The organism is Romboutsia maritimum (genome assembly GCF_002251085.2).
GTDB lineage: Bacteria > Bacillota > Clostridia > Peptostreptococcales > Peptostreptococcaceae > Romboutsia_B > Romboutsia_B maritimum.
In genome coordinates this window covers 1-13,031 of sequence record NZ_NOJZ02000009.1, presented here as the reverse complement: position 1 = coordinate 13,031, position 13,031 = coordinate 1, and the positions used below count along the sequence as shown (strand labels likewise).

General features: G+C 25.9%; 10 protein-coding genes, 1 rRNA gene and 1 riboswitch. All 11 genes read left to right on the top strand.

Features of this window, described 5'->3' with window-relative positions:
• Nucleotides 1–2: 2 nt before the first annotated feature.
• Complete coding sequence (locus CHF27_RS06805) at nt 3–839, top strand: ABC transporter permease (protein WP_095406269.1); 837 nt, start codon at nt 3–5, stop codon at nt 837–839.
• 104 nt (nt 840–943) lie between these two features.
• Nucleotides 944–1,618: an ABC transporter permease gene (locus CHF27_RS06800; protein ID WP_243444971.1), complete on the top strand. Its 675-nt coding sequence runs from the start codon at nt 944–946 to the stop codon at nt 1,616–1,618.
• Nucleotides 1,618–2,670, top strand: coding sequence for an ABC transporter substrate-binding protein (locus CHF27_RS06795; RefSeq protein WP_095406267.1), 1,053 nt, complete (start codon nt 1,618–1,620; stop codon nt 2,668–2,670). The genes CHF27_RS06800 and CHF27_RS06795 overlap by 1 nt, the downstream gene beginning before the upstream one ends.
• An 84-nt stretch (nt 2,671–2,754) precedes the next feature.
• A complete protein-coding gene (locus CHF27_RS06790) occupies nt 2,755–3,726 on the top strand; it encodes a glycoside hydrolase family 73 protein (protein ID WP_095406266.1) in 972 nt (323 codons plus the stop codon).
• Nucleotides 3,727–3,839: 113 nt separating this feature from the next.
• Nucleotides 3,840–3,945: riboswitch (SAM riboswitch) on the top strand.
• 119 nt (nt 3,946–4,064) lie between these two features.
• Entirely contained in the window at nt 4,065–5,384 is a 1,320-nt protein-coding gene (locus tag CHF27_RS06785) for a Na+/H+ antiporter NhaC family protein (RefSeq protein ID WP_095406265.1), read from the top strand.
• A gap of 234 nt (nt 5,385–5,618) precedes the next feature.
• On the top strand, nt 5,619–6,467 hold the full coding sequence (locus tag CHF27_RS06780) for a GGDEF domain-containing protein (RefSeq protein WP_095406264.1): 849 nt from the start codon (nt 5,619–5,621) through the stop codon (nt 6,465–6,467).
• Nucleotides 6,460–8,073: a DUF2334 domain-containing protein gene (locus tag CHF27_RS06775; RefSeq protein ID WP_095406263.1), complete on the top strand. Its 1,614-nt coding sequence runs from the start codon at nt 6,460–6,462 to the stop codon at nt 8,071–8,073. Before CHF27_RS06780 ends, CHF27_RS06775 begins: the two co-directional genes overlap by 8 nt.
• Before the next feature lie 5 nt (nt 8,074–8,078).
• On the top strand, nt 8,079–9,335 hold the full coding sequence (locus CHF27_RS06770; RefSeq protein WP_095406262.1) for a glycosyltransferase: 1,257 nt from the start codon (nt 8,079–8,081) through the stop codon (nt 9,333–9,335).
• Between the two features lie 21 nt (nt 9,336–9,356).
• The gene (locus CHF27_RS06765) at nt 9,357–11,408 is read left to right on the top strand and encodes a cellulose biosynthesis cyclic di-GMP-binding regulatory protein BcsB (protein WP_095406261.1); all 2,052 of its coding nucleotides are present in this window, start codon (nt 9,357–9,359) and stop codon (nt 11,406–11,408) included.
• Between the two features lie 14 nt (nt 11,409–11,422).
• Complete coding sequence (locus CHF27_RS06760) at nt 11,423–12,490, top strand: glycoside hydrolase family 113 (protein ID WP_330409765.1); 1,068 nt, start codon at nt 11,423–11,425, stop codon at nt 12,488–12,490.
• Nucleotides 12,491–12,781: 291 nt separating this feature from the next.
• Nucleotides 12,782–13,031 (top strand): 16S ribosomal RNA (locus CHF27_RS06755); the annotation flags it as partial.

Genomic DNA, 13,031 nt, shown 5'->3' with positions numbered 1-13,031 from the left:
TTATGAAAAGAAAATCTATCTTAGCATATCCGTATATAATATGGAGTGCGATATTTATAGTAATTCCTTTAATATTAGTTGTATTTTTTAGTTTTACTAGAGAAGTGGACAATGGATATGTTTTTTCTTTAGCTAATTATAAAGAATTAATGGATCCTATATACTGGAAGGTATTTTTACGTTCTATTATTTTAGCTGGTGGTTCTACTATAATATGTCTTTTAGTAGGATATCCTGTAGCTTATATAATAGCTAAGATGCATGTGAGTAAAAGGGGAACTTTGATATTATTATTTATACTTCCAATGTGGATGAATTTCCTTTTAAGAACGTATGCATGGGTAGCTATACTTGGAAAAAATGGACTTTTAAACTCATTCCTTGGAATATTTGGAGTACAACCAGTAAGTATATTATATACTAATTTTGCTATATTATTAGGAATGGTTTATAATTTTTTACCATTTATGGTACTTCCTATATACACATCATTATCTAAAATGGATAATGATTTAATAAACGCAGCACATGATTTAGGAGCAAATACTATACAAGTATTTTCAAAGGTAATTTTCCCGCTAAGTTTACCTGGCGTAATATCAGGAATTACAATGGTATTCATGCCAGCAGTTACAACATTTGCAATATCTAGACTATTAGGCGGTGGTAAATTTATGCTAATAGGAGATTTAATAGAACAACAGTTTACAGTTGTGGGAGATTGGAATTTTGGATCTGCTGTATCTATATTTATGATGATAGTTATATTAATATCTATGGCAGTAATGTCTAAGTTTGAAGACGAGTCTGACAAGGAAGGCGGTGGGTTACTATTTTAAAGTTAAAGAAAATAACATCTAGTATATATTTATTTTTAGTATTTCTATTTTTGTATGCACCTATATTTGCATTAGTATTATTTTCTTTCAATGATTCAAAATCAATGGCCCACTGGGGAGGATTCACATTTAAGTGGTATCAAAGATTAATACATAATGAAAGTATAATGAGTGCCTTGTATTATACTATTATAGTAGCATTATTATCATCAATAATAGCAACAATAATAGGAACTATAAGTGCCATAGGGATACAAAAAATTAGAAGAAGAAATAGAAAAATTTTATTAAATATAAATTATCTTCCTGTATTAAATCCAGATATAGTGACAGCAGTAGCGCTTATGAGTTTATTTGGTTTTATAAAAATGGAATTTGGTTTTATAACTATGCTTTTATCTCATATAATGTTTAATATACCATATGTGATATTATCAGTTTTACCTAAAATAAAGCAGTTACCTCAAAATATTGAGGAGGCAGCGATGGATTTAGGAGCTAAACCTATATATGCATTGAGAAAAGTAATATTGCCTCAAATAAAACCGGGTATAATATCAGGTTTTTTAATAGCGTTTACTATGTCTGTTGATGATTTCATAATAAGTTTCTTTAATACAGGAAATGGAGTTAGCAATCTTTCTATAGAAATATATGGAATGGCTAGAAGGGGTATAAAACCTGAGATAAATGCATTGTCAACGATAATGTTTGTTGTGGTTTTAGGATTGCTTTTATTATCAAATAAAAAACAGTCTATAGTGAGAGGTGATAAGTAATGTTTAAATTAAAAAAAATAATGTCGCTAATAACTATAGGTATTTTATGTACGAGTATATTAACAGGTTGTAATAAGACAACTAATGAAAATGGATCTCTTTATGTATATAATGTTGGAGATTATATAGATGAAAGTCTTATAACAAAATTTGAAGAAGAAACAGGTATAAAGGTTCTTTATGAAACTTATGATACTAATGAAATGATGTATCAAAAGGTTAAGAGTAAAAGTACGAATTATGATGTAGTATTCCCATCAGATTATATGGTTGAAAAAATGAAAAATGAAAAACTTCTTAAACAAATAAATTTTAATAATATACCAAATTTAAAATATATTGATAAAAGTTTTTTAAATCCTATATATGATAAGGAAAATAAATATAGTGTACCGTATATGTGGGGAACTTTTGGAATATTATATAATAAGAAAATGGTAAAAGAACCTGTAGATAGTTGGGATATACTATGGAATCCTAAATATAAATCAAATATAATGATGTTTGATTCAGTTAGAGATACAATGGGGATAGCCCTAAAAAAATTAGGATATAGTATGAACTCAACAAATCCAAAGGAAATAGAAGAAGCTAAGAAGCTATTAATGAAACAAAAAGATTTAGTGTTAGCATATGTTAATGATGAAGGTAAGGATAGATTATTAGGTGAAGAAGTTGCTATGGGTATAATTTATTCTGGTGATGCCGTTACTTTAATGGGTGAAAATCCAAATTTAGATTATGCTATACCTAAAGAAGGAACTAATAAGTGGGTAGATTCAATGTGTATTCCTATTACGTCTAAACATAAAGAAGAAGCTGAAAAATTTATTGATTTTTTATTAGATCCTGAAAATGCAAAAATTAATGCTGAATATATAGGTTACTCAACACCTAATACAGCAGCATTAAAATTATTAGATAAAGAAATTGTAAATGATCCTGTGGCATATCCTTCACAAGAAGATTTGGCAAAGACAGAAACATTTATAGATATTGGATCAGACATAAAGATTTATGACAAAGCATGGATAGAATTAAAGTGCAAATAGCAAAACAGGCTGCTTAATATGAAAAGTTATTAAGGAGCCTGTTTTATTTTAAAGTATAATGCAATTATTAGGGAGGAGGTTTTTATGGGGAGAAAAAGGTTGAAGCATTTAGGGAAAAAAAGAAAAACAAAAAATAAATTTAAATCTATTTTAAAAAAAATTATTTTAGTAGCTATTGCGATATTAGCCATAACTAGCTCTTTTAAGATAACTAGATATTTAGAAGAATTATATAAATCAAGGAATATAGAAGATTGTAAAATTGAGTTTTACATGGACGTATCAGATGAAACTGGAGATAATAAGATTCAATTGAGTTGGAAAGAATTAATGGCAATAGATATGGTTAGATATAATAATAAGTTAACAGATGTTAAAAAGAAAGACACATTAAAATTAGGAAAAATGTTTATACAAAAGGAAAATAAGGATAAATATAGTTTAAAATCTTTTGATGTTGTTTTAAATGAATTGAATTTTAAAAAAGAAGAAAAAAAGAAAGCAAATGATTATTTGAAAAAATTAGATGATGTGTTTTTAGGTGATATAGACTTACAAGATAAAAGTAATAAAGTATCATTTATAAATAGTATTGAACAAACAGCTATAGAAAATTATAGGGAGTATAAGATTTTACCATCTGTTACGATAGCACAGTCAATATTAGAATCTGGATGGGGAACATCTGAGTTAACAAAAGCAAGTAATAATATGTTTGGGATAAAAGCAGATAAAAATTGGCTCGGAAAAAGTGTAGAAGTAGCAACTTCAGAAAATTACAATGATAAAATTACTGCATCTTTTAGAGTTTATGATTCTGTAGAACAATCTATAAAAGATCATGGTAAATTTTTATGGGATAATAAAAGATATAAAGAAAATGGATTTTTTGAGGCAACTCACTATAAGACACAGGCTCAGGCATTAGAGGACGCAGGCTATAGTACTAAAGAGGATGAAAATGGAAACAAAGTATATGCTGATACTCTTGTAAAAGTCATAAAAGCATATAATTTACAATTAATAGATCATGAAGTAGAATTAAAAATAAAATAAAATTTAATTTTAAAAAAATCATATAAATAACAGTTAAAAAATATTGACTTAGATAAAAAAAAATATTAATATATAAAGAGTAAAATATGAAAATATAAAAACTAAAAAAATACTATTTATCAAGAGAGGTGGAGGGACTGGCCCTTTGAAGCCCAGCAACCAGTATAAATTATTATACATTGGTGCTAAATCCTACAGTATTATTCTGAGAGATGAGTATTAGATAGCTTAATAATAGCCTGAGTCTGTACTCAGGCTTTTGTATTTATCAGATACAATTTCTTTATAATAAGGATGCTGTATTTAACGTTTAAAAAATAAAAAATAGAGGTGATTTAATGAAGAACGAAGTTAAAAAGGGTAACCCATGGGCATTATTACCGTTAGGTGTGTTTTTAGTTTTATTTATAGGTACAGGTATTATATCTGGAGATTTTGGGAAAATGCCAGTACTGGTTGCATTTATTATTTCAGCAGCTGTAGCATTAGTATTTAATAAAAAAGTAAGCTTTGGAAGAAAAATAGATATATTTTGTAAAGGTGCAGGTCATTCAGATATCATATTAATGTGTATAATTTTCTTATTGGCAGGAGCTTTTGGAAATGTTACTAAGTCGATGGGGGGAGTAGATTCGATAGTAAATTTAAGTCTATCAATTCTTCCACCAAATTTAGTAGTAGTAGGTCTTTTTGTTATAGGGTGTTTTATATCGATTTCAATGGGAACATCAATGGGTACAATTGTAGCTATAGCTCCAATTGGTATAGGTGTAGCTGAAAAATTAGGAATTCCTGTAGCATTGGTTTTAGGAGCTGTAGTTGGAGGAGCTATGTTTGGAGATAACTTATCTATGATATCAGATACAACGATAGCAGCTGTTAGAACTCAAGGGTGCGAATTAAAAGATAAATTTAAAGTTAATTTTATGATAATTATTCCAGCAGCAATAATAACAGCAATAATATTAGGTATAAGTACAGCTGGATATAAAGCATCTTTAAATGAAACTTATAGTTATGAGATCGTTAAGATACTACCATATATAGCTGTATTGATAGGAGCACTTTTAGGTGTTAATGTATTTGTATTACTTGCAGGAGGAATAGTACTTGCAGGAGCTATAGGAATATTTACAAATTCGTTAGATATATTTACATTTTTAAGTGCATCATCTCAAGGTATGATTGGAATGGAAGATTTAGCTATGATAGCTATTGTAATAGGAGGTATAGTTGAACTTATAAAATTTAATGGAGGAATAGACTTCTTATTAAGTTTTATAACAAGTAAGATAAAAAGCAAAAGAGGTGCAGAAATCGGAATTGCAGCACTTGTAAGTATAGTTGACTTATGTACTGCGAATAATACAATAGCTATAGTTATGGCAGGTCCTCTAGCAAAAGATATAGCAGATCAATATGATATAGATCCAAGAAGAACGGCTAGTATACTTGATATATTCTCATCTTGTTGGCAAGGGTTAATTCCATATGGGGGACAAGTTTTAGCAGCTGCAGGTTTAGCAGCTATATCACCAATGGAAATTTTAGGATACTTATATTATCCAGCATTGATGGGTATATGTGGACTATTATCAATAGTACTTGGTTTCCCGAAATTAAAATCTATGGAAAAAGAACAGTCAAAAATAGCATAAAACTTATTATAATAAAAAATAAATGCTTATATATAAGAATTAAATATGTTAAAAAGCCTAAGTTATACACCTAGGCTTTTTTTATTGTTATGATTTTATTAATTAAATATATGTTTATTACAAGAATTAATTAAAAGTGAATTAGTATTAAATAAACAGTGGTTATAAAAATAAAAAAGGGGAAAATATATATGTAAATATACTTGTAGAATTAACAACTAGGAGGAAGATGTTTTGAATAAAATAAATGAGAAAATAGATCTTTTTATTTTAGGATTATTTACATTTATATTTTTAGTAGTTGGATTAGTTATGCTAAATATAAATGACAGCATAAAAATGAATACATTCGTTATGTTTGGATTAATGTTTTTTATTTTAATGGTTACATATTTGTCGTCGATACAATTAGGTTTAATAATGAGTTCTATTACTGTTTTTATTTATGCATCTTACATTTTGTACAATAATATTTCTTATGGGATTAAAGTATCGTTAACTTCTTATATTTGGATAGTTGGTATACCTATTGCAACTATAATAACAGGAAATATAAATAAAAATATCCATGAATTACAAAAACTAAATATGAAACTTACTCAGGAATATAAAGATTTAGTATCTATAGACAGTGAAACAGGACTTAGAAACTTAAAGATATTTTATAATGATGTAAATAAGGAAATTAGTAAGGCTAAAAGATATAATAGTAAATTTTCACTTATGATAATTAAGTTGCCTTATTATTACTATTTAAAAAAGATACTTGGACAAACTCAAACAAATGAAGTAATGAGGAATATATCAAATAGTATTACATCATTTACTAGAAATGAAGATATAAGATATAGTTTAGAAAGAGATAAGATAGGAATATTAATGCCTAATACAGGAAATGATGGAGCACAAGTAGTTAAAGAAAGGATTAAAAATGAAATAAGGAAATTAAATTTAAAATTATCTGATGATGGGAAATCTGTCAATATAGATATCAAAATTGCTCACTTAGAATACAAAAGTAGTATGGGAGATAGCATAGGATTTAAAAACGTAGTAGAGGAAGAATTACAGTACGATGTTTAAATTTAGTAAAAAGGTAATCGCTGTAATTTTAATTTTTTTGATTTTAGTTAGTGGAAATATTTCTCATGCAGAAGATAGTTATTGTAAGAATATTATTATAGTATATGATACAGGGTATTATACCGATACAGATGTAAATAGAATTGATACATTGTTACATGCATTTAATACTAATACTATTAAAATGAGTTTAAATGAGTATAGTGATAAGGTGAAATTAGAAGATTATGATTATGTTTTTATATTAGGACTGAATGAAAATTTTCTAGATTATGGTTTGTTAAAAAGTTTAATCCAATATAAAGGCGATATATGTTGGATAGGAAATGGAATAGATGAATTTTTGAAGTATGGAAAATATGATTTGAAATATGTTGGAAAATCAAAACAAATAGTAAAAGTTAATTACAAAGAAAAAGATTACATTTTAAAAAAACAATATGTATTTAATATTGTCGAAAGTTTAGAAAAAAATAATCAAACAATAGCATATATAAATGATGGGTTAAATAGTTACCCTTATATAGTTAAAGATAAAAATTTATTTTATGTATCAAACATTAATTTTAATGATATTTTATTTTATATATTTAGTAATGAACTAAACGAGATATTTGATATGGAAATCAATTCTGAAGGTAAAGTATTTTTGAGACTAGATTATGTGAATCCATTTACGGATAAAGAAAATTTAAAAAAAATTTCAGATTATTTATATAGTAAGTCTATACCATTTATGGTTAATCTTACACCGGCATATTTAAATAAGGAAAATGAAAAAATAATAACTATATCAGAAGATGAAGAAATGATTGATACATTAAAATATATTCAAGATAAAGGAGGGAGTATTATATTAAATGGATATACCCACCAGTATAAGAATGAAAAAACATCTAAAGAGGGAATTGAATTTTGGGATGAAAAGGATAATAAGCCTGTTACTGAGGATATAAATTTATATGTTAAAAATAGAATTTTGAGTGGGCTTAGGATATGTATAGAAAATGAAATATATCCCATTGCATTTCAAGCACCTAATAATGTAATTAATTCGCAAGGATATAAAGAACTAAAAAAATATTTTTCAACTTATGTGGGTAGACATCAAAGTGATGATAATGTTCATGTTAATAATACCTATCCTTATATTATAAAAAATAGCGTAGACTTTAATAAACTAATTCCTGAAAACCTAGGATTTATAAATCAAGATGATGATTTTAATATAGATAAAATAGAAGAAGAATTAAATTGCATATCCCTAGTAAGAGGATATAGTTCAGGTATAAATTTTTACCCTGATTTAAACATTGATTATTTAAATAGTGTAGTAGAAAAGTTAGAAGCAAAAGATATTAAATTTATGGATTTAAAAGGAATGAAAAACTGGATAAAAATAGATGATATAAATATAGAGAGTAATAATGGAGTAATAAAAGCAAAATATAATGAAAATTTATCAAATAAAAACAAAAAAACAGATGATAAGTTAATTCTGATAATAAGCAATGCGGTTATGGGTATTATAGTTGGATCTATAGTTTTATTTATAGTAACTTTTTTAGTGTTTAAGAATATTGAAAAAAATAAATTTTTCAGGTGATATATATGAAATCATTTAATATAGCAGAATATCTATTTTTATTTAGTTTATTTAGTATATGGTTTTTATTAATTATAAATATAGCATTAGCGATAGGTGGATATATTTTTTATTTTAAAAATCATAGTAAAAAAGTTATTAAGTTAAAAGAATATCCAACAGTATCTATACTTGTTCCTGCTCATAATGAAGCAAAAGTTATAGGCAGAACAGTTGAATCTTTATTATTACTAAATTATCCAAAAGATAAGATGGAGCTTATAGTAATTAATGATAACTCTTCAGATAATAGTAAAGAAATCTTACAAGAGATAAAAGACAAAAATAAAAATTATAATTTTACTATTATAAATACAGATAAAACTAGTGGAGGAAAAGGTAAATCTAATGCTTTAAATTTAGCATATAACATTGCAAAGGGTGAATTTATAGCAATTTATGATGCAGACAACACTCCTGAAAGGAATGCACTAAGATATCTTATAGAAACAATAGTACCAAATCAAGAGTTGGGTGCAGTTATTGGGAAGTTTAGAACAAGGAATAAAGAAAAAAATCTATTGACTAAATTCATAAATATAGAAACTTTAAGTTTTCAGTGGATGGCTCAGGCAGGTAGATGGCAGTTATTGAAATTATGTACTATACCAGGTACTAATTTTATATTAAGAAGAAGCGTAATGGATGAACTTGGAGGATGGGACAGTAAAGCAATTGCAGAAGATACAGAAATTAGCTTTAGAATGTATAAAATAGGATATAAAATAAAATTTGTTCCTCAAGCTGTTACATGGGAACAAGAACCTGAAACTGTGAAAGTTTGGATAAAACAACGAACTAGATGGGCAAAAGGTAATATATATGTATTGATGAAATATATAAAAAATATATTGAAGCAAGGAAAAAGTAGAGTTTTATTTGATATTTATTATTTTTTTTCTGTATATTTTTTATTTTTAACATCAGTTGTAATTTCAGATGTTTTATTTATTTTAAGTATATTCAAATTAATTGAAATATCAATTCCTATAAATTTTTGGTTAATATGGATATTGTCGTATGTATTATTTATTATTGAATTTAGTATTAGTTTATCTATGGAAAAAGGAGAAGCTAGTTTGGAAAATATTTTTATAGTTGCATTGATGTATTTTACATATTCTCAAATGTGGTTGATAGTAGCTATAAAAGGAATAATCGATTATATAAAAGATGTGATATTTAAAAGAGAAGTTAAATGGTATAAGACCGAACGATTTTAAAATAAACATCGGAGGTTCAATATGAAGAAAGTAATTTTAGGAGCGATGATATTTATTTTATGTTTTATAAAGGTATCATTTGCAGAAGATATTAGAGTGAGAAATTATAAATTTGAAAAAGAAGTAAGTATAAATGGTGTAATAGGAAGTAGTAGTAAATTTTTTAATATAGAAAAAACATGGGATGTAGGAGATGTTACATTAAATTTAAATTTTAACAAGAGTCAAATAATAAATGGAGACGTATCTAGTCTAAGTATATTAATAAACGATATACCAATAAAGTCCATAAAGTTAGATGGAAAAAAAGATTATAAAGAAACTCTAATAGTTCAAATACCAAAGAACTATTTAATTGAAGGTTATAATGAAATAAAAATAAAAATATACAAAACCATATCGGATAAAATTTGTCAGGATGATAATAACACGGGAAATTGGATAGTTTTAAATAAAGAGTCATACATATCTGTGAGATATAAAAATAAAAATAGTTCTAATTTGATAAAAGAATATCCTTATCCATACATAAATTTAAATGAGGATGAAACTCTAGATACTACAATAATAGTTCCTGATAATATAGACAGAGGAGAACTATCAGCCTTATTTAATATATCATCTAATTTTGGTAACTTAGTTAAAGATGAAAGTTTAAAATTTAATGTTAAATTATACTCAGAATCTAAAAATGAAAAGAATAATATAATTTATATTGGAAAACCTGAAAACACAAAAGAAGAAATACTAAAAATTTTAACAAATGAGGAAAGAAAATTAGCTAGTTCTAATTGTATAGTGAAGCAAATTATATCTCCTTATAATAATCAAAAGAAAATGCTTATGATTATAGGAAGTAAAGATGAGGATATAATAAAAGCTTCTAATTTATTAACTAATAAAGAATTATCAAAGCAAATTTTATCAGAATCAGTAACTGTAAATAAATACACAAATGTAGAAACTATAGTAAATAAAAAGAATAATACGCATTTAAAGTTAAAAGATATAGGATATTCAAATGTTTTATTAGAAGGACCATTCACCCAAGAAGCAATTTTCGATATTAAAATACCTGATGGAAAGATAATAGAAGATGATGCTAAAATAGTTATAAATTTAAGATATGCTAAAAACTTAGATTTTGAAAGATCATTAGCTACAGTGTATGTAAATAATTCTCCAATAGGAAGTCAAAAATTAGAAAAACAACTTGCAGACGGACATGTAATTGAATTAAAAATACCTAAAGATGTATTACATGGTGACTATTATCAACTTAAAATTTCTTTAAATTTGATTGTTAAAGACGTAGCATGTGTAACAAGAGCTACTAATAGTCCTTGGGGATATATATTAAATTCATCTTATTTAAATTTGCCAATGAAAGATACTATTTCAAATAAACTACAGTATTATCCATACCCTTTTATCAAAGATAAATCATATAATGATTTAACAATAGTAGTACAAGATAAAATAAATTCGAGGGACATTAAATGGATATCAAATATTGCTATAGATATGGGAAAAAGCGTAGAAGAGAATAATGGTAGAATTAATATAGTTAAGTCAAATGATTTTGATCAAAAGTATAAGAATGATAATCTGATAGTTTTAGGAACACCATTAAGTAGCAATCTTATAAAAGATATGAGCAATAGCTTCAATATAAAATTAAATGAGGATTATTCTAGTTTTGTGCCTAATGATAAAATAAACCTATTAGATAATTATGCTAAAGATATATCGACTATACAGTTAATACAATCTCCATATAATAAAGATAAAAGAGTATTAGTTGTTAGCGCAATAAACCAAGTAGATTTACAAGTAGGCATGAATTATTTAACAGATATATCCAAAATTAAGGATACAAAAGGAGATACAATAGTTATAGATAGATATAATACTGTAAAAGAGTTAACATATTCAAATGAAGTTATAGAACAAAATGATAATAAGAAGATACTTAGTAAGTCAACTAAGAGTTTTATTATATTTGGTGTTAGTGCGTCTATTGCAGTAATAATTTTATCAAGCTTGTTTATTATTAAATACAAAAGAAAATAAAAGAGGTACTTATTTTGAAAAAAAGTAAAAATAATAAAATAAAATTAATGTATTTAGTAATGTTTCTATTAATTATAGTTTCATTTGTATTTTGTATTAAAAATAATACTATTATTAATATAGATTATAATAATAAAATAAAATCAGCAAATTTATCTACAGATTATGATATAAAACAAGTAATAAGGGATATTGAATTATTAGAATTAAATACTGTTAATGTTCCTATAATTATTAATATAGAAAATTTAAGTTCTTCAGATTTTTATATAGATAAGGAAAGTGAATATAAAGCTATAAAATTAATAAAAAAATTAAAGAAAAAAAATATTAAAATTATATTAGAAGCTTATCCATGGATAGACAATGGAAATGAATATGAAACAAAGTGGAATCCAAGTGATAAAGAACATTTTTTTTATAATTGGAAAAATAATGTTATATGTAAGCTTCTAAATGAAGTGGCAATTCCTTTAAATGTAGATATTATTAATATAGCATCTAACTTAAATTATTTAGAGCATTATGAAAAAGAATGGTGTGCTATTATTAAATTTGTTAAATCTAAATTTAAAGGGGAAGTAACCTACAGAACAAGTTGGTGGTATACTTCAAAACAGATTCAATCTAGTTATGAAATATATAACAATAAGTTAGAAAATAAAATTTTTGATTTGGTTGATTTTATATCTATAGCTGCGTATTTTGAATTAAGTGATAAGTCAATTAATACAGTTGACGATTTAGTTAATTCGTTAAGTTCATCTACTGTATATAATAGAAATCAAAATATCAAGGAAGAAATATTTAAATTACATCAAAAACATAAAAAACCTATTTTCTTTGGAGAATTAGGATTTGTAAGAAGAGAAAAGACAAGTTTTCAACCATGGAATCCAATACCATCAGAAATAAAAAACAATGAAGAACAAGCTAGATGCTTTGAGGCATATAAAATAGTATTTGAGGATAAAAAATGGATGAAAGGATTTTCTATATTTTGTGTAGGTAAAGTTGATGAATATAAAAATTTTTATCCATCAAAAGAAAGTATTGAAGTAATAAAATCATGGTATAAATAATTAATATAAAATATATTAAATTAAACTCCATAATATTTATAATGTTTACAATTAAATAAGTACAAATGTTATGGAGACTTATATTTTTAGCATTTTCATACATTATTTAATAAAAAATAAAATTATTATAAAAAAATGTTGACTTATAATTTTATAGATGATAATATTATATATGTGCTCGAGAGAGCAAGAAAAAATGAACTTTGAAAATTAAACAGTAGGTTAATTTATAGAATTTGAAACAACCAAACAAAGCCAGATATATAACAGTATCTGAGCCCATCAAAACTTTTATTTGAGAGTTTGATCCTGGCTCAGGATGAACGCTGGCGGCGTGCCTAACACATGCAAGTCGAGCGATTTCCTTCGGGAAAGAGCGGCGGACGGGTGAGTAACGCGTGGGTAACCTGCCCTGTACACACGGATAACATACCGAAAGGTATGCTAATACGAGATAAAGTGCTATGAAGACATCTTCGAAGCACCAAAGCTTTAGCGGTACAGGATGGACCCGCGTCTGATTAGCTAGTTGGTAAGGTAA

Excerpts from the sequence above, each read along its gene's own strand:
- CHF27_RS06765 (WP_095406261.1), top strand. The coding sequence starts at position 9,357 with ATGAAGAAAGTAATTTTAGGAGCGATGATATTTATTTTATGTTTTATA.
- CHF27_RS06805 (WP_095406269.1), top strand. The coding sequence starts at position 3 with ATGAAAAGAAAATCTATCTTAGCATATCCGTATATAATATGGAGTGCG.
- CHF27_RS06770 (WP_095406262.1), top strand. The coding sequence starts at position 8,079 with ATGAAATCATTTAATATAGCAGAATATCTATTTTTATTTAGTTTATTT.
- CHF27_RS06790 (WP_095406266.1), top strand. The coding sequence starts at position 2,755 with ATGGGGAGAAAAAGGTTGAAGCATTTAGGGAAAAAAAGAAAAACAAAA.
- CHF27_RS06785 (WP_095406265.1), top strand. The coding sequence starts at position 4,065 with ATGAAGAACGAAGTTAAAAAGGGTAACCCATGGGCATTATTACCGTTA.
- CHF27_RS06800 (WP_243444971.1), top strand. The coding sequence starts at position 944 with ATGGCCCACTGGGGAGGATTCACATTTAAGTGGTATCAAAGATTAATA.
- CHF27_RS06795 (WP_095406267.1), top strand. The coding sequence starts at position 1,618 with ATGTTTAAATTAAAAAAAATAATGTCGCTAATAACTATAGGTATTTTA.
- CHF27_RS06775 (WP_095406263.1), top strand. The coding sequence starts at position 6,460 with ATGTTTAAATTTAGTAAAAAGGTAATCGCTGTAATTTTAATTTTTTTG.